The sequence below is a fragment of the Ruegeria sp. AF2 genome (assembly GCF_056542025.1).
Window position 1 is genome coordinate 26058 of the sequence record NZ_JBQFZC010000004.1, and the last position, 19967, is coordinate 46024.

At 57.1% G+C, this 19967-nt stretch carries 23 protein-coding genes; 17 read left to right on the forward strand and 6 right to left on the reverse strand.

The genetic code is table 11. The features are described from left to right. Nucleotides 1–2 precede the first annotated feature (2 nt). The 12 genes from ACR0NM_RS13390 (at nt 3) to ACR0NM_RS13445 (ending at nt 10516) form a co-directional block, all read left to right on the forward strand. Nucleotides 3–788, forward strand: a complete 786-nt coding sequence (locus tag ACR0NM_RS13390; RefSeq protein ID WP_170423291.1) for a trypsin-like serine peptidase — start codon at nt 3–5, stop codon at nt 786–788. Further along, nucleotides 785–1603: a trypsin-like serine peptidase gene (locus tag ACR0NM_RS13395; RefSeq protein WP_480615158.1), complete on the forward strand. Its 819-nt coding sequence runs from the start codon at nt 785–787 to the stop codon at nt 1601–1603. Before ACR0NM_RS13390 ends, ACR0NM_RS13395 begins: the two co-directional genes overlap by 4 nt. Before the next feature lie 122 nt (nt 1604–1725). After that, nucleotides 1726–2193 carry an Hsp20 family protein gene (locus ACR0NM_RS13400; RefSeq protein ID WP_170395206.1) on the forward strand — a complete coding sequence of 156 codons (468 nt, stop codon included), beginning with the start codon at nt 1726–1728 and terminating at the stop codon, nt 2191–2193. Nucleotides 2194–2416: 223 nt separating this feature from the next. Next, entirely contained in the window at nt 2417–2848 is a 432-nt protein-coding gene (locus tag ACR0NM_RS13405; protein ID WP_170395209.1) for a hypothetical protein, read from the forward strand. 209 nt (nt 2849–3057) lie between these two features. After that, entirely contained in the window at nt 3058–4137 is a 1080-nt protein-coding gene (locus ACR0NM_RS13410; protein ID WP_170423295.1) for a coiled-coil domain-containing protein, read from the forward strand. A 20-nt stretch (nt 4138–4157) separates the two neighbouring features. Continuing rightward, entirely contained in the window at nt 4158–4535 is a 378-nt protein-coding gene (locus ACR0NM_RS13415) for a hypothetical protein (RefSeq protein WP_480615160.1), read from the forward strand. Beyond that, nucleotides 4528–5646 carry a hypothetical protein gene (locus ACR0NM_RS13420; protein WP_480615161.1) on the forward strand — a complete coding sequence of 373 codons (1119 nt, stop codon included), beginning with the start codon at nt 4528–4530 and terminating at the stop codon, nt 5644–5646. Before ACR0NM_RS13415 ends, ACR0NM_RS13420 begins: the two co-directional genes overlap by 8 nt. A gap of 55 nt (nt 5647–5701) precedes the next feature. Continuing rightward, the gene (locus ACR0NM_RS13425; RefSeq protein WP_480615163.1) at nt 5702–7636 is read left to right on the forward strand and encodes an AAA family ATPase; all 1935 of its coding nucleotides are present in this window, start codon (nt 5702–5704) and stop codon (nt 7634–7636) included. Further along, complete coding sequence (locus ACR0NM_RS13430) at nt 7633–8259, forward strand: hypothetical protein (protein ID WP_480615165.1); 627 nt, start codon at nt 7633–7635, stop codon at nt 8257–8259. Before ACR0NM_RS13425 ends, ACR0NM_RS13430 begins: the two co-directional genes overlap by 4 nt. Beyond that, nucleotides 8256–9593 carry a DUF6638 family protein gene (locus ACR0NM_RS13435; RefSeq protein WP_480615167.1) on the forward strand — a complete coding sequence of 446 codons (1338 nt, stop codon included), beginning with the start codon at nt 8256–8258 and terminating at the stop codon, nt 9591–9593. Before ACR0NM_RS13430 ends, ACR0NM_RS13435 begins: the two co-directional genes overlap by 4 nt. 1 nt (nt 9594) lies before the next feature. After that, complete coding sequence (locus ACR0NM_RS13440) at nt 9595–9861, forward strand: hypothetical protein (RefSeq protein ID WP_170395242.1); 267 nt, start codon at nt 9595–9597, stop codon at nt 9859–9861. A 10-nt stretch (nt 9862–9871) separates the two neighbouring features. Continuing rightward, nucleotides 9872–10516, forward strand: a complete 645-nt coding sequence (locus ACR0NM_RS13445) for a DUF1523 family protein (RefSeq protein WP_480615169.1) — start codon at nt 9872–9874, stop codon at nt 10514–10516. A 38-nt stretch (nt 10517–10554) separates the two neighbouring features. Here the strand turns inward: ACR0NM_RS13445 and ACR0NM_RS13450 are convergent, their stop codons facing one another. The 6 genes from ACR0NM_RS13450 to ACR0NM_RS13475 all read right to left on the reverse strand — a co-directional run bounded on the left by ACR0NM_RS13450 (nt 10555) and on the right by ACR0NM_RS13475 (nt 17783). Beyond that, nucleotides 10555–11649, reverse strand: coding sequence for a flagellar basal body P-ring protein FlgI (locus ACR0NM_RS13450; protein ID WP_170395247.1), 1095 nt, complete (start codon nt 11647–11649; stop codon nt 10555–10557). Further along, nucleotides 11646–12653: a flagellin gene (locus ACR0NM_RS13455; protein ID WP_480615171.1), complete on the reverse strand. Its 1008-nt coding sequence runs from the start codon at nt 12651–12653 to the stop codon at nt 11646–11648. The genes ACR0NM_RS13450 and ACR0NM_RS13455 overlap by 4 nt, the downstream gene beginning before the upstream one ends. Before the next feature lie 2 nt (nt 12654–12655). Continuing rightward, nucleotides 12656–14107, reverse strand: a complete 1452-nt coding sequence (flgK, locus tag ACR0NM_RS13460) for a flagellar hook-associated protein FlgK (protein ID WP_480615173.1) — start codon at nt 14105–14107, stop codon at nt 12656–12658. A gap of 33 nt (nt 14108–14140) precedes the next feature. Beyond that, a complete protein-coding gene (locus tag ACR0NM_RS13465) occupies nt 14141–15436 on the reverse strand; it encodes a flagellar hook protein FlgE (RefSeq protein ID WP_255611994.1) in 1296 nt (431 codons plus the stop codon). 98 nt (nt 15437–15534) lie between these two features. After that, nucleotides 15535–16374 carry an OmpA/MotB family protein gene (locus ACR0NM_RS13470; protein WP_480615175.1) on the reverse strand — a complete coding sequence of 280 codons (840 nt, stop codon included), beginning with the start codon at nt 16372–16374 and terminating at the stop codon, nt 15535–15537. Nucleotides 16375–16457: 83 nt separating this feature from the next. Further along, nucleotides 16458–17783 (reverse strand): FliI/YscN family ATPase, encoded by a 1326-nt coding sequence (locus ACR0NM_RS13475; RefSeq protein ID WP_480615560.1) that lies wholly within the window; start codon nt 17781–17783, stop codon nt 16458–16460. Nucleotides 17784–17890: 107 nt separating this feature from the next. Between ACR0NM_RS13475 and ACR0NM_RS13480 the strand changes: the two genes are divergently transcribed. From ACR0NM_RS13480 to ACR0NM_RS13500, 5 genes are read left to right on the forward strand one after another with little or no spacing between them, the layout of a single operon-like run. Further along, nucleotides 17891–18277: a FlgB family protein gene (locus ACR0NM_RS13480; protein WP_480615177.1), complete on the forward strand. Its 387-nt coding sequence runs from the start codon at nt 17891–17893 to the stop codon at nt 18275–18277. A gap of 11 nt (nt 18278–18288) precedes the next feature. Next, nucleotides 18289–18675: a flagellar basal body rod protein FlgC gene (flgC, locus tag ACR0NM_RS13485; RefSeq protein WP_170395265.1), complete on the forward strand. Its 387-nt coding sequence runs from the start codon at nt 18289–18291 to the stop codon at nt 18673–18675. 12 nt (nt 18676–18687) lie between these two features. Beyond that, a complete protein-coding gene (fliE, locus tag ACR0NM_RS13490; protein WP_480615179.1) occupies nt 18688–18978 on the forward strand; it encodes a flagellar hook-basal body complex protein FliE in 291 nt (96 codons plus the stop codon). Nucleotides 18979–18981: 3 nt separating this feature from the next. Then, nucleotides 18982–19254: a flagellar biosynthetic protein FliQ gene (locus tag ACR0NM_RS13495; protein WP_170395271.1), complete on the forward strand. Its 273-nt coding sequence runs from the start codon at nt 18982–18984 to the stop codon at nt 19252–19254. Beyond that, on the forward strand, nt 19254–19964 hold the full coding sequence (locus ACR0NM_RS13500) for a flagellar hook-basal body complex protein (RefSeq protein ID WP_480615181.1): 711 nt from the start codon (nt 19254–19256) through the stop codon (nt 19962–19964). Before ACR0NM_RS13495 ends, ACR0NM_RS13500 begins: the two co-directional genes overlap by 1 nt. Nucleotides 19965–19967 lie beyond the last annotated feature (3 nt).

Below are 19967 nucleotides of genomic sequence, written 5' to 3' on the forward strand. Positions count from 1 at the left end.
GCGTGCGCAACTGGATCACGGCTATTGTCTTCAGCTTGCTGCCCTTGGCAGGACAGGCGCAGGATACTGGGCTTAGGAGCCTGGAAACCACCGATGCTGGGCGCGAGTGGATGGCAGTTGGTCGGCTGGATATCGACGGCACCGGGTTTTGTACCGGATCGCTGATATCTCCGACTCTGGTACTGACGGCTGCGCATTGTCTGTACGACAAAACCACGAAACAGCGAATTAATCCGGCCCGGATCGAGTTTCTGGCCGGTTGGCGCCTTGGTTCCGCCTCGGCTTATCGTCCGGCGCGTCGAACAGTGGTTCACCCCGATTATGTTTATGAAGGCAATGTTTCTGCAACGCGGGTGCGTCATGATATTGCGCTGATCGAGCTGTGGCAGCCGATCCGCAACACCTCGGTCATTCCTTTCGAAACCGGACGCCGTCCTGCCCGCGGTCAAGAGGTGGGGGTTGTCTCGTACGCGCATGACCGCGCCGAAGCGCCAGCATTGCAGGAAGTCTGTTCCGTCATTGGGCGACAGGCTGGAATTCTGGTTATGTCCTGCAACGTGGATTTCGGGGCATCCGGTGCGCCGATCTTTTCGTTTGACGGCGAGCGGCCACGCATTGTGTCGGTCGTTGCAGCGAAGGCCGAATTGCAGGGTCAACGCGTTGCGCTGGGCACCGCCTTGGATGAATCGCTGGAATTGTTGCGGGCCGAGCTTTCGCAGGGGCGGGGTATGAACGCCACATTGGACAACAACACCAAAAACCTCGGAGCAAAGTTCCTTAAGCCATGATGCGTGTTTTTCTAAGTATCACCTTGCTTGTTTCTATTCTCGTAACTGCCGCGCAGGCCCAGACCAGCAGCAAGCGCCGACTGACGGATCGCGATGAGCTGTATGGGTGGGAGGCGGTCGGACGTCTGGATATCGGCGAACAGGGCTTTTGCACCGGTACTTTGATCGCAAAGGACATCGTGCTGACAGCGGCGCATTGCGCTGTGAGCAAGGCCACCGGAAAACCCTATGCCCCCGGTGAATTGACCTTTCGCGCCGGTTTGAGCGACGGTCAGGCGCTTGCGGATCGCAAGGTCATCCAGATTGCGACCCATCCCGATTTTGTTGCCAATGCGCCGGTATCGGCGTCACGTGTTCGAATTGATGTGGCTCTAATGCGGCTGGAAGAGCCGATTCCCTATTCGATTGCTGATCCGTTCGCCCTGCACAGCGGCCGCGTCAGCGACAGCGAAATCAGCGTCGCCTCGTATGGTCGCGGTCGGGCCGAGGCGATCACGCGCCAACGCTCTTGCCGCATCCTGCAACGCGGGCAGGGGCTGATCAGCTTTGATTGCGATATTACATTCGGTTCGTCGGGCTCCGCTATTTTAGCAAAAAAAGGCCCGCGTTGGCAGATCCTGTCGGTTGTTTCGGCGGGCGCATCGGATGGTCAACGCAAGATCGGCTACGGGATGGAGCTGTCGGGGATTGTCTCGGAACTCAAGGCGATATTGCGTCGTGACGCGCCCCGACCCACGGCAACAATCCGCAGATTGCAGCCGAGTTCAGCCAAGTCCAGTTCGGGTGCTAAATTCCTCAGCGCGGGCGGGTCTTGAACCCAGTCCTTTTACTTCCCATCTGAGTTTTACCGGATCGCCAAAGCTGGGGTCCGGCATAAATCACCGCCCGTCCATTTCGGAGGGCAATTTCGTGAATCGCTCAAAGATGAGGATACGACATGCGTACATTTGACTTCGCACCACTTCACCGCGCAACCATCGGTTTCGACCAGATTGCAGACATGATGGACCGGGTTTTGACCAATGACGTGGCTCAGCCCAGCTATCCCCCTTACAACATCGAAAAGACCGATGCTGATACCTACCGCATTTCGGTCGCTGTTGCAGGGTTTTCCGAGGCCGATCTGTCGGTTGAGGTAAAGGAAAATTCTCTGGTGGTTTCCGGCAAGAAAGCTTCGGACGAAAAAGAGCGCAGCTACCTGCACCGTGGCATCGCCACCCGCGCGTTCGAGCGCCGCTTTGCTCTGGCCGACCACGTTCGTGTCACCGGCGCGAGCCATGAAAACGGCATGCTGAACATCGATCTGAAGCGCGAAGTGCCAGAAGCGCTGAAACCGCGCCGGATCGAAATTTCGTCTGGCAAGGCCATTGAAAAGGACGTGGTTGACGCCAAAGCCGTGAACTGAGGCTGTTGATCACTTAGCGACAGTCCCGCCTCTCTGGATTGTCGCACCACACGCCCCGCGTTCCTCCAGGCGCGGGGCGAAGTTGTATCCATCGCAACACGGACATGGTGGGCAACACGTTTTCACGAAAATCTGGCAATAGTTTAGGTCGTCAGGCTAGTCTCTTCTGGAACACTTCAATGAACTGAATTTTGTTCACTGCCTACAGAGGGAGACGAAATAGATGCGAATGAAATCCGTTTTTGCCGCTATAGTCTGTGCCGTTGTTGCATCGACCACACTGACCGCGACATCAACCCGTGCCAACGATACCGGAGCGCTTATCGCTGGGGTCGCGTTGGGTGTGCTGGGAGCGTCGATCGCCAAACACCATCACAAGCACGGATCAAAATACCAGAAGCACCCGCACGTTTCGCCCGAGGAGAATGCGATCGGGCTTTGTATGCATCGGACCCACACCGCCATGAGCAATCAAGGCTACTATGCCGTCGATTTTGAGCGGACGCTTTCCTATACGACAAATTCTGATGGCATCGATCTGATTGATCTGGAGGTCGCGCGCTCGAAGGACAGCAATGATGCGCGGAGCCACATAAAAGCCCATTGCGCTATTCAAGATGATGCTGTGGTAAATTTCCGGTATTCGAACTACTGAGCTTGCCATCGGCAGCTTCAACTTAAGAAATCCAAGAGCTTCTATTTTCCCTTCTGAAAACCAGTAGGCAATGTGTCTCGGCCTTGTCTCTGCGTCTATCTTTTTAGCGTCGAGTTTGTCACAGTCTTGGTGATTTGGAGGCCCAAGGGGATGTAAATTGCCATAACATTCCCTATGTCATTGGATGATAAGAAGAATAGGGATAGCAGATGTCGAACCAGCAATTCGAAGCATTGATTCAAGAGACGCAACAGAAAGTCCGCGAAAGCCAGTCGCAGATTGAAGGCTTGACCTCACGGATCGAAGCGGCGCGTGCCAAGATCGGAACCGCAGAGGCAGATATCGACATTGAAAATGCCACTTTGGAAGATGTGCACGCCCATACCGAGGTGATGAACGCCAACATCGCTGAGCTGATCATGGGGCTCGACGACGTGACCAACGCGTTTTCCAAGGATTTCGACGAAATGCGTTCGAAAACCGGGTGGGAGTCGTTCGTCGGCATCTTCGCCAAGGCCAAATCCGAGTCCATGCGGCAGGAACGCATGCGCACCGCCAATATTGATGACAAGCTGCAGGACCTGATCGCCAAGTCCGATGTGATCGTAAAATTGCTGGAAGGGCAGTTGTCGGTACTGGAGGAACAGCGCGTCAAGGTCGAAGACAACCTGACTGTCACGCTGGATGACCGTGAGGCGACGGTGGCCGAGTTGGAAGCACTGCGCGCCGAGATTCAGGGTATGGACCCGACAATCATCACGCTGGAAAACAAAATCAGCGTCGAACAGGACGCCGCCGCGCGGACCCAGCTGGAAACTGAACTGGCCGAGCTGAACAAGCAATACAACGCCAAGGTTCAGGAAGAGCAGGTCAAGCTGGCCAAGTCTCAGACGCTGGAACGCTATATCGAAAAGGGCAAAACCTGGGTCGACTCACTGCAAAACCAGGCGGCGACGCAGATGGTGCTGATCAACAAGCTGCAGACAGACACGCAACAGCGCGTGGTGCTGTATGACGCCCTGACCAAATCGCTGAAAACAGCACAGCAGCAGGACGTGGCCCACCGCATCAACGAGATCGGCGTGCAGACGGATCAAGAAGCGCAAACCGCCATGGCCGCCATCGGCACCGCGACCAACCAGAAGATGGCCGACATGCTTGAGGCGCATGAGGACCACATGGTCTTTGCCCGCGACGTGCTGGAGAAAAAGGCCAAGGCGGATGAACGCTTTGCCCGCCGGTTCGCCTCGATTGTCGAGAAGCATGATAAGAATTTGTATGGGGGTTGAGGAAAGGGTCGGGAGTTACAATGAAAACAACGACTCTTTTGCTTGCGACGGTCCTGTTTCTGACGGCGCTAACATGCCTGGTAGTAGGTTTCGTGACTTATCAATCTGCAGGTTCCCCCAATTGGCAACTTGTTCAGATAGTTTCGGCTATTGGGTTGGGACTGCCGATATTCGTATGGCTTTGGGTTAGGATGGTCAACGTATTCTTCCCGCTACTTCTTTGGGTATCTTGGAAATACTTCTGTCTGATCGAATGGGCCTTCGGAATTCGAATTGGGGCTTGGTTCGGCAAGCAACTCATTGGCGATCCAATGATCCAAGGTAACGAAAGAGGATTCTGGCCTTTTTTGCATCGAGAAGTAGCGGGACCATTTGAGCCAAAAGAATCGCATGACTGACCCCACCCAAGACCATATCGGCCTGACCGACACCTTCGCCTCGCGCCGTTATTTCCGCAAATTCGAGGTGATCACCGTCCACCTCCTGCGCGTGGCCGCGACGATGGAGGCTGAGGGTGCCATCTCGAAGCAAGAGGTGCGGATCGTGTCGCGCTACCTCTCGGGGCTGCTCTACACCTTCCGGGCGCTCAGTATGAAATACCTGCTGGTCGGGCGCGATACGGGACGGTTTTTTGGTAGCCTTGCGATGGACAAGCGTGACAGCGGGTTTCCGGTGGCGGCTGAGCTGCTGACCATGGCCAATGACGCGCAGCAGGCGCAGGTGCATCTGGCGAATATGCCGTCCGAGGATGACCTAAAAACTGACATGGTGCGGACGATCATTGGCGATCAGGAAATCCCCACCAAGCTGCAATTCGCGCTGTCACAAAGGCTCTACTATGAGGAATTGCTGAAAGGTCAGCTGTTCTGGGCCCGCAACGATCCCGAGTGCCACTGGATCGGGAATGAGGGCGAACGGCGGAAGTTCATGATCCACTGGGCGGTCTATGACAGCCAGATCAACCTGCCAGTGATCTACCTGATGCAACTGGAGGACAGCGGCAAAACCGCCCTTCCCAAAGACCAACGCCGCTGGCCCGAAGTGCAGGCGCATCTGATGGCGCAGTCTCTGGGCGGGTTGAAACTGGTGACCATAGCCAAAGGGTTCGATCAGGATTTCGACGACCTGCACCCCAAACACCTGCGCCGCATTCATGTGGGGCCAATGTATTCCTCGGCCTATACCGAACAATCCGGCCCCCTGCGGCAGGTTCTGGAGGACGCGCAGTCTCCGCAAGGACAGGATTGGGCACTGGCCTGGACCACTGAAGAGCTGGAAAGCGAAGAGGTGATCGAAGAGCGCGCCGGGTGGTTTTCGACCGTCGAGCGCGAAGTCTTTGCGCTTGACCCGTTCGGCGGGCAGGGGGCCGAGACCGGAGCCACGCGCACCCAACGGTCGATCATCCTGCCCCAGCGTCCGTTTCAGGTGCTGGCCGAGCGTAACCCTCCAGGGTTTGCCGATGTGCGCAAGTTCGTGGTCAGCAAGTCAGGGCAGGTGTTGAGGTATTAGTTTCGCCTTCGGCGAGAGTATTTTTGAAAAAGATGAATCAAGGGCGGTTTTTGAGATGAGTTTGACGTCAGATCAGATGGAATTGCGCGAGGCGGATATTCGCAAGCATTACCCGGCAGCGACCGCCTTGCTGAATGGGTTCGAACACGCGCCGCGGATTGCCAAGGCGGTGGAGACGTCGACGGAACGGTCGCCGGGGGTGTCGACCGGACGGAGGTTTCGATCCACCACGCCGGGTTTGGTGACACGGCGCACAGTGCGCGCAGACGGGGTGCATTTGGTCGAACGGATCGAGGCCTCGGATGATGGCGATGCGCTGGTCTCGCCACCGCAGGCCACAACGCAGCAGGCAATCCGCCGTGCGGTTGCCATCGCTCTGGCGGTGAGCGAGGCCTACGCCGAACAGACACCGTTGGTAGACTTGAAACGCGCGAACCTTGCGGGCGATTTGCCCGCCGCGCGAAAGACCGAATTCTCGGAACTGCTGACTGCCGAGGCTCTGATCACCTCGCACACCTTCGGCAATGCGCTGGCGTACTTGATGTCCTCGCATCTGGGAGAGACCACTGTCGATATCGGTGAGATCGAAGAGGTCCTGACCGACAACGGCCAACTCGCCTTGCACGGCGCGCTGTGGGAGTTGGACCAGATCCTTGCCAAACACGCCCCCGATGATGCCCACCTGATCGCGGCCACCAGCGCCTATGCCGAGCAACTGTTGGAAAAGGTCGCTCTACGCGCCCAGTCCGCAGGCCATCTGGCACCGTTCCAGAGTGCCGCCTGGCATATCGAAGCGGATGACCTGACAATCCGGGGGTTCGAACCTGCGTCCAAAGCCAAATCCACCGCGCTAACCATGACGTTCAAGAAACCGAACGAGGTGGTGGGCAACCATATCGCCAAGTATCAGGCGATGAAACTGGCCAAGATGGTGATGGCCTACGACTTCGACCGACGCCTGAACCCGTTTGCCGAGCTTGGCGGGTTCATCTTCACCTTCATGGGCGACGGCAAACCGGGCACCGGCAAGACCACACTGATCCAGATGATGGCCGGGCTGATCAACGACTATTGCCAGAACGCGGGCTACCCCTTCCGCTATCAGAACCTGAGCACCGACAATATCGACAGCTATCAAGGCAAATCCGGCCAGAATGCCAAGGCATTTATCAACACGATCATCGACCCCACGGTTATCGGCTTCGGCACCATCGACGATATCGACCAGCTGGCTGGCAAACGCGGCGACCGTCAATCCTCGGCCGGGCAACTGGAAATCACCGCCGTTCTGATGGAGAGTTTTGCCGGGGCCAACACCGTCGTGCGCGGCAACTGCACCTTTGGCATGTTCTCGAACTACCCAGAGAATGTGGACGACGCCCTGCGCCAGCGGGCGGGCGCGCGGTTCTTGGTGGACGGGCCGCAAACGCGTGAGGACTACATCGACATCCTGCACCTGCTGATGGGCCGCAACCACGACATTCCGCTGGGTGAACACGTAGCCTATGCCGCGCAGGAAATCAAAAAGGCCGTCGCCGCCAGTTTCGAAAGCCACTCCCGCCCGCATGAGGACGCCTTGCTGCAGGTCTATGACCGGGTCTCCGGCGAGATTGGCCAGATGGACACGATCGCCAAGCTGGGCACTTACCTCAAGGCGATCCAGCAGGCGGATGAGCGGTTTACCGGCCGTGCGATCAAGAACATCACCGATGCGGTCAAGGTCCGCGCGATGGATTTCGAACTGCCCGACGAATGGATGGAAAACCCCGACCTGTTCCTGTTCCGTGACTACGACACCAAGAAGGCCATGATCGAGGACCTGCGCCAGCCGATCACGGTTGAGATGGTGATGCAGGAAATCAACCGCTACGCCGACAGCGAGTTCCGCTATGCCGACAAGAGCGACGAGGTCGCCATCGAAAACGCCGTCCGCGAGATGGGCCGGATGGAAGAGGCCAAGCGGCGGTATCTGGAGGGGAAAGGCAGATGAGTGCTGAAGCTTGGGCTGCGTTGGCTAACACTGTTATGGCGGGCGCTGCCGTTGCAGCAGCAATCGCCGCATTTCGAGGCTTGAGCACTTGGAAAAACCAAAACATCTGGACCGCCGACTCTGATCTGGCGCGCCGCATCATGATTGCAACATACCGATACCGCGATGCGCTTTATTCGGTTCGCCACCCCGCTATGTCGAACTCTGAATTGCGGATCGACGAGGCTGAAGCTGACGGATTGCCAGATGCAGAACTACGTCGGCGGGGAGTTATCAACGCTTACGCAAAACGTTGGGAACGCCACTCGAAAAAACGAAACGAACTCGACGCTTTGTTGCTAGAGGCAGATGCAGTCTGGGGAGAAGAATTGTCCAAACTCTTTGAACCTCTAAAGACACTTGAACATGAGCTATTGGTCTACATTAAGCTTTTTCTGGACGCTAATTACTACGGGGATACTGAATTAGCGAAGTCTTATCGAGAAATCTTAGGAGAGAAACGCGATATCCTTTATGACCGCTTGGATGATGAAAAGGATGTATACCGGCAAGATTTTTTGAAGGCTTTGAAGCCAGTTGAGGTATTCGTTCGAGGAAAACTGGGCAGAGAGCAAGTGTCATGATCCGCCTCATCGAAAAAGGCCTGATGTTCGGCAATCTCGTCCACATCTCCAGCCCGGCTCTGGTCGAGCGGTATAACCGCGCGTTGCAACATCTGGCGGGCAAGGCCACGGCGCTGACGGATTTTCATGTCGATATCTCGGGCTATTCGCCAGAGGTGGGGATTGAGCTGGAGGACGAGCTCTACCTCAATCCCAACGGGGTCAACCGGCAGTTCATCCTGCTGACGACCGAGCAGAAACGCGCGCCCCTGCTGAACGTCAAATTCTCGACCTCGCGCGATATCCTGCGTGAGTTCATCGAGATGAACGAGGCGCAGCTGTTTGCTCTAACCGCCACCGATGCGGTGGCCGGAGAGCTGGTGAACTCGGTCATCAAACTCAGCACGCCGCGCGACCTGTTGAACCTGAGCAAGATCGAGATTGAGGCTGATACCGCAGGCGGCACCCTACGCAAGGCCCAGCAACTAGCGGGCATGGTCGAACGCTTCAAAACCGAAGAGGATGCATGGTTCGACGATGTGCTGATCGCCAAGATGATCGAAACCGCCAAAGAAACTGGCGACGTAACGCGCAATCCGGTGCGCCTGCGCCATACCGCTTTCGAGCAGTGCAACTTCTGGACGGCACACTTTGGCGGGCTCTACCTGTTCCCGGATATGGATCACCCGGCGGCGATTTGCATGGGCGAAAAGCCTGACGATATGCCGATCAAATATATTTTTGACCCGTCGCAGCGGAACCAGATTGCCAAGTTTCTCGACTACAACGATCTGGTTGAACCTATCGTTAAGGCGCGCGGCGTGGATGCCGCAGCGATCTTACAACAGAAGATGGACTTTCTGACCATTGCTGCGGCTGCTGACGCAGATGTTGATCTGAGCGGGCTGGATCGCAGCGATATGCGACGACTGGCCCGCAATCACGCCGATCGCCTACCCGAGGCGTATCACGGCCTCGCACAACTGTTGCGCTGGGCGACGGATGGCGGGCGCTGGCCACGCATCACCTCGGATCATCCCGCTTATTTCTACACATTGCGCGCAGCCGATACGCCGAACCGCGATCTGGTGAATATGCTGTTGACCGAATTGGCTCCGCTGGATCCGCGGCAGATGTTCATCTGCCACAAGGAATTGTTTTATAGTACTTACAGGACCTGGCCCGAGACCAAGAAAGCCTATGTTGCCGACTTCCTTGCCCGCGAGTATCAGGTGGACAAGGCTGGTGCGCGGGCGGCTCTATTTGGTCATGAACCGGATATGACCGGCAATGACCGGGTCAGCGAAACAGTGATCGCACGGGTCGGCCCTTGGGGCGCGGTCAGGAGAGATTAAGATGTTCGGAGCGATGCGCCTGTTTCTGATCCTGCTGGTGATCCAGACGATTGCCTATTTCGCGCTGTCCTTTTATTCGCGAGGAGTTAGGCGGCGAAAGTTGGAGACGTGGTGGGACGAAAAGGGCAAAACCGGTAACAAAGAAGCGTTTGTTGCGCGTGGTTTGCACGTCTACGACAACTCATTCCGGCGCAAACTGATTTTGGGTGTCTATATTGTACCTTGGGTGGCGATTGGCGCGCTGATCTACATCGTGAATTACATGTGAGGGTTAAGGCATGGCCTATGTGAAATGGGCGTTCATTATCATCTTCTGGGGCACGATCGCCGTGATCTTGCAGTATTCCCTACCGCAGCACGATGTGGTGCGGATCGTCAACACCTACGAGGAACGTCAGGACCTGACGGACTGGACGCGAATCTTCTGGTCCGAGCCTGAAGATCAATCCACCAGCCTGTCAAACCGCGATGTACAGTTCATTCAGGCCGTACGCGCCAACGGGAAGCCGATTGTCTATCGCAACGAAGACACCGGTTGGGGCTGGCCGCCTTATTTCAAGTTCGACACTGCGAACCTTTACACCGAGGCCAACGATGCCAAGTCGACCAAAGATAACCCCGATTGGGTGGTCGTAACGCACTACGGCTGGCGGAATGAATTCATGTCGATTTTTCCCAACGCAATTTTCATCCGGCATGTCGAGGGGCCGGATGTCCGCATCATCCCGTGGTTCAATATCGTCTTCCTGACTTTGTTTGCTGCGCTGGTTTGGGCCATCTGGGTTCGATGGCGGCGGTTTCGGCAAAAGAAGATCGATCCTGTTTTGGAGAACATGGAAGATGTTCTTTACGCCGCTGGTGATGCAATAGATGAAAAGCGCAAGGGCTTTCGCCGCTGGCTGGACAGTTGGAAATCCAAGTAAAACCGTACACCAAAAGGCGCACGCTGTGGTCTGACTGCTCATCTCACGATGAACTCTGCATGAAGTGCCCCGGCAGCTTTGATGGTTTTCAGGATGTCGATCATATCGCGTGGCGACACGCCCAAGGCGTTCAACCCGGCGACCACTTCGGACAAGGTGGTTGCCTCGGGGATTTCTGCAAGCCCCGTTCCTTCTTCCTCTTCGATCCCAGCGTAGGTGCGCGGAACAACGACTGTTTCGCCTCGCGCAAACGGATTTGGCTGAACAGCAATCGGGGCTTCCTCGACTGTGAGGGTCAAGTTGCCCTGCGATACCGCGACGCGTGAAATCCTGACGTCCCGACCCATAACAATTGTGCCGGATCTCTGATCCACCACGACGCGGGCCTTGCTTTCGGGTTCGACCAGTATGTTTTCAATACGTCCAATCGCATGCGCGGTTGATACGGCCCGCGTCGCCTCAATGCTCAACTCCACAGTGCCGGAATCGCGCATGAGTGCCACGGCGCGGTTGAATTCTCTGTTGATGGCGGCCTCAATGCGGCTTGCGGTCGTGAAATCCGGTTCTCTCAACGCCAGTCTGAATTGAGTCAAATCAGCAAGCTGAAAATCGATCTCGCGCTCCACACGCGCGCCCGAGGGTATGACGCCCGATGTCGGCACCCCGCTTACAACCGACGCTGCTTCGCCTTCAACCGCAGCGCCTCCGGCTAGCACTGTCCCTTGCGCCACGGCATAAATCTGACCATCTGCTGCATTCAGGGGTGTCATGATCAATGTCCCCCCAAGAAGTCCTTTGGAATCTCCGATGGCAGAGACGGTGACGTCAATCTGACCGCCGACGCGCGCGAAGGGTGGTAGGGTGGCGGTGACCAATACGGCGGCGACGTTTTTGGGGCGAAAATCTTCGCCATTCACGTTTACGCCCAGCCGTTCGAGAATGTTGGACATAATCTCTTCGGTGAACGGAGAATTGCGCAAGCCGTCACCGGTGCCATTCAGGCCAACCACAAGGCCGTAGCCAACCAGATCATTGCCGCGGACCCCGTCGAAATCCACCAGATCTTTCAGGCGTATAGCCCCGGCATTGGCAATGCAAGGTAAGACTATCAAAAGGAATGCGAGTATCTTCATCTCAGGAAATTCACCAGTGACAGGTTGGCATTGCGAACGGTCACGGAATACAGACTCTCCAGTTGGAACTGCACGGTTTGCAACTGTGCCGCAGTCTCATAGGGATCTGCAGCGATCAACGCATTGCGCGCATGCTCAGCGCTGGTCCTTGCGGCGGCGTTGCGCGTTGCGGCTTGCTCCACACGCGCCTCAGCCGCGCCGACCTGGGCGCGCAAATTGACCGTCGCATCCTTTGTATTGGCCAGCTCAACACCAAGCTGCGTGAACAATGCGGTTCGTAGATCAGGTGTCCATCCAAGCGCATCATCTGTGGCCAGAGCCGCAACCGCAACATCGCGCAAAGCGTCCTTGAGCGTGGGGTCTGTCGCAGTGATCGGAAGCGTGATCCGCTCGTTCTCGGAAATCTGCATCGGAGCCAAGGTGTCTGTGCCACCTTGATATATCACCGCATCAAATCCGGCGGGGTCGTTGAACCAATCCTCAGCGGCCTGTTGGATATCTGTTAGGGAGGTCAGCCCTATCAATTCGGCCTGCAGCGCTGTCAATAATGTTTCAGCGGAGGGCAGAGGTGAGACGTCAGTCGATGTTCCGGAATACAGGCTGCGCCCTCCCGCCCGCGTATTCAGGGCTGAGATCATTGTGTCGAGCTCATTTCGTGCCTGAACCGATGCTTGTTCATGTGTCACGGTCTGGTTCGCCGTGCCGAATGATAGCAGCGACGCTGACATCTCGGCGACCGAGCCGCTTAGCGTTGTCAGGCTCAATTGCATTGCGTCCGTGAATAGCCGCGCCTCGGCGGTGGCGATGGAAAGCGCGTCCAACCGTTCCAGGCTGCGATCTAGATCCAGTAGGTGCGAGTAATCACCACCCAGACGACCCGAGATATCCTGCACCTTGCCGGTGGACATCTCATACGACAGTGTTTCGATTTGTGATTTGATCTCGGCGCTGCGAGTTCTGAGGGTAAGGCCGCGGGCCAGATCCCCGATCGAATTCAGTGTCATGTTCATAACCTCAACAGGGTATCCATCAGTTCATCCACGACAGCGACGATGCGTGCGTTTGCGGCATAGGCTTGCTCGATCTGCATCAAGCGCTGCAGTTCCGCGTCACTGTCAACACCTTGCTCCGCGACGACTTTTTGCATCTCCAGCTGCGCGTTTGCTGCAAAACTGCTGCGCTGGTCAGCTGTGTGTGCGTTTGCCCCGGCTTTGGAAAGCAACGCCTCGGCGATCTCGGCCGCGCGCATCGTGCCTGTCCCAAACCCCACGCTGGGGGCCGGGCGCGAGTCGGTCAGAACGGCCCCAAAAGCTTGCAACTGGCTGGCATCACCCGGCGCACCGGGGATCAATGCCCCCAGACCCGCGCGTAATCTCCAGCTGTCACCCCCTGCATCCGGGTCGACCACAACATTTAGTGAGATGCGCGACGCAAGACCGGTTTCAGAAACCGGATCAAAGCGGCTGCCGTCATCCGTGAAGACGCCCGGATCGGTCGCGGCAGCGGTCGGGTCCAACCCAGTGGTTTCAAAGCGCTCGATCAGGTCGCGGGCGACGGCGTCCAGATCGGCTTGCGCTTCGACGGTCAGTTCGTCGCGGACCGAGAACTGGGCCATCAATGCGCCGCCTCGGATTTGGGCGAACTCTCCGCTCACGCGAACGGGTCGGCCGTTGATCTCGAGCCCGGACAACAACCCGTTGCCAACGGTCATATGCGGCATGGTATCGCCTGTAGTCGAGAACGAAAACTCGGCCGCGGTTCCTTCCAGCAGGATCAACCCGCCATCGGAATAAAGGGAAATCTGATCATTATCGCGCGCGATCGCGTTGACAGGCACCAACTCGTTGACTTGATCGACCAGAATCTGACGATGATCCAACAGCGCGCCAATATCACCGCCCGAATTGCGGACAGCGGGGATACGAGCATTCAGTTTCTCGATGTCTTTCAGAGTCTGATTCAGCGTATCGACCTGTTTGCCTATCGTGCGATCCGCATCGGATCGCATTTGCCGCACCCCTTCGGACGCTGTATTGAGCGCTGTGCTCAATGTACCGCCTGCACGGGCGGCCTGATCCAGCCGTTGGGCTGAGCCGGGCAGGCTTGCAGCTGTAATCAGGCTGCTTTCGAATTGGGCTAGTCTGGCCGAGATCGAAGTGGCATCGTCGGCTGCCCCCAACAGTTTCTCGTAACTTGAATGAAATTGCGCCACGGTTTTGGCTGCCATCAGGTCTGCATCGGTCGCACGGCGGTTTGCGATCAGTACCGGATCCTGGTGCCGAGTGATACCAACGACACGAACGCCATTACCAGAAACTGCGCTGGTCGCCAGTTCAAGCGATCTGCGAGCATATCCCGGGGTCAAGGCGTTGGCGATGTTTCCTGAAACCACCGCCGCACCACGGCTGGCTGCGCTCAGCCCGCCCAGAGCGTTGTTCAGTGCTGTCGACATACTCATCGGACGCATCCCTTTCGTTGATCAATCATCAGATCAGCGTTTGATATTGGTGGTTTCCTGCAGCATCTCATCCACAGTCTGAATGACCTTGGCGCTTGAGGAATAGGCCCGCTGGGTCTGGATCATTGAGGTCAACTCGGTGGCGACATCGGTGGTCGATTCCTCGCGTGCGAAAGACACGAGATCGCCTGTCGGACCTTCACCCGCGTTCCATAAGAAAAAGGTGCCGCTGTCGCGCGAGGGGGCATAGGTCTGACTGTCCAACGCCGTCAGACCGTTTGGATTCGGCACATCGGCCAGCGGAATCTGGAACATCCGGCGGCTGACCCCAGTATCATAGAAAGCATAGACATAGCCGTTCTCATCAACCTGTACGCTTGTCATCGTGCCAACGGCCGAACCATCGCGTGTGATCGAAACCGGAGCAAAGGTATCGGAAAGCTGTGTAATGCCGTCCGCATCGCCGATCTGGCCGATGTTGATCTCCATCGGTCCGCCGGCGACGTTGACGACAACGCTGCCGTTTGCCGGGTCATAGGCACCGCCGGTCACGGCGGTGACGCTGGCTAGTGTACCACCGGCTGTACGGCTATCGGTGAAGGTCAGGGTATATTCTCCGATGACAGCACCGCCCGAGGCTGAATCGCGCAATGTCATGGTCCATTCATTGCTGCTGCCGGTTGCAGGAACGGTGGGGACCAATTCGATATCGACGCTTTCAGACTTGCCCAAATTGTCAAAATACTCGACCGACAAGGGCTGCGTGTCACCCGGAGCACCGGCGTCGGTCGCTGTTGCAGGCAGGTTCATCCGCAGGTTCATGGATGTTGTGGGGGCGCCCGAAAGTTGATTAACGCTTAGCTGAATGGGTTCCAGAGCGGCGGGCGTATCCCTCGGGACGCTGGGGATCGAGCCATCTGGATTGGCACGCCAGCCAAGAAGTACAAGGCCGGATTGTGTGACCAGATATCCCTCCTCATTGGTGCGGAATGAGCCTGTCGTGGTCAGCAGCATCTCATTTGAACCTGACGCGATCTGCGAACTGGGACGAACCGGTAGCATACCCCTTCCGCGCACGGCCAGATCGGTTGAGTTGTTGGTGGTTACCAACGATCCGCGCTGATCTATCAGGCGTTGGCTGGTGGTTCTGACCCCGCCTGCCGAATAGCTGCCGCCCTGACCAGACGTGACCATGGAGTGAAAGTCGGTCTCGACCCTTTTATAGCCAAATGTCGATGAGTTGGCGATGTTGTCAGAGATCGTGGCCAGCCTGTTGGCGTTGGCCTTCAACGCTGCCACACCGGCATTCAGCGAAGAGGATATGGTCATCGGTACGCCCTTTTGTTGCGTCATTCGTTGATGCAACACGTACCGCACTGGCCCTTAACAGCCGGCTAACAGCTAAAATGCTGTCTATCCTTTACCCCTTAAGGGTTGCGTAAAAAGATGATCTCAATCCGATTATTGCGTATCGCCATGGGGTTTTTATCCGAAAGCTCTCGGTCCGCGTGCCCAGTCACGCGGTCCAACCGCTGTGGCTGGATGCCTTTGTTCTGCAGCAGTTGGCGGGTGCTTTGCGCCCGCGCGGTCGACAGATCCCAGACCGGGTTATTCGCCAACACGACGGGCGCAGACCGCACATGCCCTTCAACCGCGATTGCGTTTGTCGCCAGATCAGAAGACCGCGCTACCAAAAGTGCCAGCGCGCGCATCATTTGGGTTGGCGTGTCTGTCCCCGATTCGAACAACGGTTGATCCTCAGTGGCGAACAGCTCGACCACCAGCCCTTCGTCGGTGACGCGGGTCACGATGTGCTTGCGCATCTTATCGGACACAAGGCTTTCCCCAGCGCGCCCCAGCAACTGCGCCTCGAGCGACGAGAAATCTTCGAACGCACCCTTACCGCCGCCTTTCGCATCCACGCCGGTTGATCCGCGCGCCTGTTTCGCCTCGGTGGGGTTCCGATTGCTGGCACCTGATCCATCCATAACCATGGTTTTTTCCGAAAACATGTTGTCACCGCCGAAGGCACCATCACCACCGCCCGAGACCGGATTGACCGGAATCGTGGGCGAAAAATAATCCGCCAGACCCTTGCGTTGCGTCTCGGTCGTTGCATTCAGCAGCCACATCAACATGAAGAACGCCATCATGGCAGTGACAAAGTCCGCATACGCGACCTTCCACGCACCACCGTGGTGAGCATCGCCACCCGATACACGTTTCTTCTTGATGATGATTGGCGCCGCATTGGATTGCGCACCCATCTCCACCACCTTCTATTCACCCGCTTACTGGCCTAGCAGGGCAGGTGTTAAGGTGGGCTTAACACTTAAAACTGTTCTGAATTCTAAGATTGCGACACCGGGTTTACACCAGCGCGCCTTAAAATCAGAGATAATCGATTAAAGCTGTTTTCGATACCATCGGGATCGGCCTTCGCAAAAAAGCTATCTAGCTCTTCGTGGACCCGGACGGCGCGATCCAACAAAGGATCTGTTCCTTCGGCATAGAGACCGGCTTTGATCATCACCTCAGATTGCTCATAACTGCCGACCAGCTTGCGGGTTTCTGTAATCAACTGGTTCTCATCTGCGGTCGCCGCACCTGGTAGGCTGCGTGATACGGATCGGCTGAGGTCAATCGCTGGGAAGCGCCCGCGTTCGGCGATGTCTCGGCTCAGCACGACATGTCCGTCCAAGACGCCGCGCAGAATGTCCGCAATGGGCTCGTCCATGTCAGAACCCGCGACAAGAACACTGAAGACTGCGGTGATGTCACCTTGATCGGCAGTTCCGGGACCCGCCCGTTCGCACAGGTTTGCAATCAGCGGCGTGACCGATGGCGGGTAGCCACGTAGCGATGGGGCCTCACCCATTGCGGCGGCAATCTCGCGATGCGCTTCGGCAAAACGAGTAACTGAATCGGCCAGAAACAGAACGTTTAACCCTTGATCCCGCAGGTATTCCGCCACCGACATGGCCGACCATGCGCACCGTCTGCGTATCAGGGCCGATTGATCCGAGGTTGCGGCCACGACGACGGATCGTTTCAGACCTTCGGCACCCAGGGCGTTCTCGACAAACTCATTCACTTCGCGCCCGCGTTCGCCCACCAATGCAACGACCACAGCATCCGCCTGGACTGAGCGGGCAAGCGTCGCCAGAAGTGTCGATTTGCCAACGCCTGAACCAGCGAACAGGCCGATTCGCTGACCCTGGACAATGGGCAGCATCGTGTTGAGGATGGCCAACCCGGTTTCCATACGACCGCCCAGCGGCTTGCGCGATACCGCAGTTGGCGGGGCCTGCATAAGGTCACGTTTAAGCGTGCCAGGCAGCAGGGGCTTGCCGTCCAGAGGTTTGCCAAACGGATCGATCACCCGCCCAAGCCAATGCATTCCGGGCGCAAAGGCAGGCATCTGGTCGAGAGAGACCTGATCCCCCAGGCTTACGCCATCGGGTGCGGAGGCTGGCAGCATATGGATCGCGCCTGATTCGACATGCAGGACCTCGCCCGGCAGGTCCGGGCCTTTTTGTCGGCGCAGCGTCAGATGATCCCCGATCCGGGCTTGGGCGGTCAGACCATCGATTTCAACCACGCCGCGCGCAACACCGGTCACACGCCCGATATGGTGTACCGCCGACATCCTATCGAATTCGCATTTCAGACGCATCGGATCGAGATCGGCCATCGCAGGTCCTCCAAATAGATTTGTTGAAAACGGTTTCTAAAGGAATCGGGGTTAAGCCTTGATTGAAATTGATCGAGGGAGAAGCCCCGATGTTCAATGACCTGAACGTCTTTAAGACTGCGTACGCAATGGCAACCCATGCCGGACAACGGCAAGCGATTGTTGCGCGCAACATGGCCAACGCGGATACGCCGGGATACAAGCCCCGCGATATTGAAGCCTTCCAGACAGCGTTTGAAAACACGAGCCGAGAGGTCGCGATGACCGCGACTCGGACGGGTCATCTGAATGGTGATGTGCGCGCTCAGCCTTGGGCTGAATTCACGGTCGCGGCTTCGAGCGATCCGAATGGCAATGGTGTTTCATTGGAAGAAGAGATGCTGAAAGCTGTCGAGGTCAAGCGACAACATGACCGGGCATTAGCGATCTACAAGTCTTCAATCGGTGTGCTGCGCACGAGTCTGGGCCGGGCATAGGGGGTTTCACGATGAGCGATTTTTCCTACTCATTGGACGCGTCGGCTAGCGCACTGCGTGCGCAAGCAGCGCGGTTGCGTCATGTGTCCGAGAACATCTCGAACGCCGATACGCCCGGATACCGGCGTAAGACAGTCCCGTTTGAGACAGTCGAACGGGACGGAAAAGAGATGGTTCAGGCGGGGCGCGTCAAACTCGATCGTCGCGACCTGAGCCGAATTTATGATCCTGGCCACCCTATGGCTGATGAGACTGGCCATTACAGAGGATCAAACGTCGATCTGATGATCGAAATAGCAGACGCCCGAGAGGCGCAGCGCAGCTATGAAGCCAACCTCAAGATGTTCGACCAGACCCGGCAGATGTCATCGAGTCTGATGGATCTACTCCGAAAATAAAGGAATACCAGAATGGATGTTCGCTCACTTACCGCCGCACAGAACTATACGGGTGCGCGCCCTGCAACGCAGGCCGACCCCGGACATCAGGGGACAGCGCAAGGGCTGCGATCCTCGTTTCAGGATTTCGTGGCGACGCTGAAACAAAGCGAGCAAGTCACGCAATCTTCGATGGTTGGGCAGGCCGACCCGCACGCTTTGGTTCAGGCGCTGGCGCAGACAGAGTTGGCAGTGGAAACGGCTGTGATTGTTCGGAACAAAGTCGTTGAAGCCTATCAGGAAATCTTGCGGATGCCGGTCTGAACGATGCTGAGCGAAGGTCTGTTCTACGACATCGTGCGCCAGGCGCTTTGGGTTGCAGTCATCACGTCGGTTCCGATCCTGGCGGTGGCGCTGATCTCGGGCCTTACAGTTGGTTTGTTTCAGGCGCTGACCTCGGTTCAGGAGATGACCCTGACCTTCGTGCCTAAGCTGATTGCAATTGTGGTCGTGTTCTGGATGTCGATGGGCTTCATGACCCAGACCCTTGTTACATTTTTTACCGGGACATTGGTCCCGCTCATTGCCGGAGGTCGCTGATGGACACCGCTTATGTCACCTTGTCCCGCCAATCCGGTCTCATGGATGAGATGCGAATGGTGGCCAACAATATCGCCAATGCCAACACGACCGGGTATCGTCAGCAGGGGCTGGTGTTCTCCGAATTCGTCCGGGATATGCCGGGCAACCCTTCACTATCGCTCAGCCGTGCGCAGGTTCGAAACACTTCTCTGCAACAAGGTGTGCTGACCGAGACAGGCGGGTCCTTCGACTTTGCCATCGAAGGGGACGGGTTCTTTATGATCGAAACGCCCGCTGGGAACCGCCTGACGCGTTCCGGCAGTTTCTCACCCAATGTTGAGGGCGATCTGGTGACGATGGACGGGCACCGGGTTCTGGACAGCAATGGCGCGCCGGTCTTTGTCCCGCCCGACGCCGCAACGATCGATGTTGGCAGCGACGGCACGATGAGCGTCGATGGACAACTTCTGAGCCAGATCGGTGTCTACAACGTCGCTGATCCCGAAAACCTGGTGCGCGAAGGAAGCACACATTTTCGTGCAGGCGGGCAGGTGGAACCGGTGGGCGAGCCGGTCGTGCTGCATCGGTTCCTCGAAGGATCGAATGTCAATGCCATTGGTCAGGTGACCCGGATGATTGAAATTCAGCGGGCCTACGAGCTCGGGCAGAGTTTTCTTGAGGCCGAAGACGAACGGGTTCGCGGGGCGCTTAAGGCATTGATGCGCTGATTA

Coding starts and splice junctions, on each gene's coding strand:
- fliE (WP_480615179.1), top strand. CDS start 18,688: ATGGATGTTCGCTCACTTACCGCCGCACAGAACTATACGGGTGCGCGC.
- ACR0NM_RS13440 (WP_170395242.1), top strand. CDS start 9,595: ATGTTCGGAGCGATGCGCCTGTTTCTGATCCTGCTGGTGATCCAGACG.
- ACR0NM_RS13455 (WP_480615171.1), bottom strand. CDS start 12,653: ATGACACTGAATTCGATCGGGGATCTGGCCCGCGGCCTTACCCTCAGA.
- ACR0NM_RS13450 (WP_170395247.1), bottom strand. CDS start 11,649: ATGAAGATACTCGCATTCCTTTTGATAGTCTTACCTTGCATTGCCAAT.
- ACR0NM_RS13475 (WP_480615560.1), bottom strand. CDS start 17,783: ATGCGTCTGAAATGCGAATTCGATAGGATGTCGGCGGTACACCATATC.
- flgC (WP_170395265.1), top strand. CDS start 18,289: ATGAGCGATTTTTCCTACTCATTGGACGCGTCGGCTAGCGCACTGCGT.
- ACR0NM_RS13410 (WP_170423295.1), top strand. CDS start 3,058: ATGTCGAACCAGCAATTCGAAGCATTGATTCAAGAGACGCAACAGAAA.
- ACR0NM_RS13435 (WP_480615167.1), top strand. CDS start 8,256: ATGATCCGCCTCATCGAAAAAGGCCTGATGTTCGGCAATCTCGTCCAC.
- flgK (WP_480615173.1), bottom strand. CDS start 14,107: ATGAGTATGTCGACAGCACTGAACAACGCTCTGGGCGGGCTGAGCGCA.
- ACR0NM_RS13395 (WP_480615158.1), top strand. CDS start 785: ATGATGCGTGTTTTTCTAAGTATCACCTTGCTTGTTTCTATTCTCGTA.
- ACR0NM_RS13445 (WP_480615169.1), top strand. CDS start 9,872: ATGGCCTATGTGAAATGGGCGTTCATTATCATCTTCTGGGGCACGATC.
- ACR0NM_RS13430 (WP_480615165.1), top strand. CDS start 7,633: ATGAGTGCTGAAGCTTGGGCTGCGTTGGCTAACACTGTTATGGCGGGC.
- ACR0NM_RS13420 (WP_480615161.1), top strand. CDS start 4,528: ATGACTGACCCCACCCAAGACCATATCGGCCTGACCGACACCTTCGCC.
- ACR0NM_RS13480 (WP_480615177.1), top strand. CDS start 17,891: ATGTTCAATGACCTGAACGTCTTTAAGACTGCGTACGCAATGGCAACC.
- ACR0NM_RS13470 (WP_480615175.1), bottom strand. CDS start 16,374: ATGGGTGCGCAATCCAATGCGGCGCCAATCATCATCAAGAAGAAACGT.
- ACR0NM_RS13405 (WP_170395209.1), top strand. CDS start 2,417: ATGCGAATGAAATCCGTTTTTGCCGCTATAGTCTGTGCCGTTGTTGCA.
- ACR0NM_RS13415 (WP_480615160.1), top strand. CDS start 4,158: ATGAAAACAACGACTCTTTTGCTTGCGACGGTCCTGTTTCTGACGGCG.
- ACR0NM_RS13400 (WP_170395206.1), top strand. CDS start 1,726: ATGCGTACATTTGACTTCGCACCACTTCACCGCGCAACCATCGGTTTC.
- ACR0NM_RS13425 (WP_480615163.1), top strand. CDS start 5,702: ATGAGTTTGACGTCAGATCAGATGGAATTGCGCGAGGCGGATATTCGC.
- ACR0NM_RS13495 (WP_170395271.1), top strand. CDS start 18,982: ATGCTGAGCGAAGGTCTGTTCTACGACATCGTGCGCCAGGCGCTTTGG.
- ACR0NM_RS13465 (WP_255611994.1), bottom strand. CDS start 15,436: ATGACCATATCCTCTTCGCTGAATGCCGGTGTGGCAGCGTTGAAGGCC.
- ACR0NM_RS13500 (WP_480615181.1), top strand. CDS start 19,254: ATGGACACCGCTTATGTCACCTTGTCCCGCCAATCCGGTCTCATGGAT.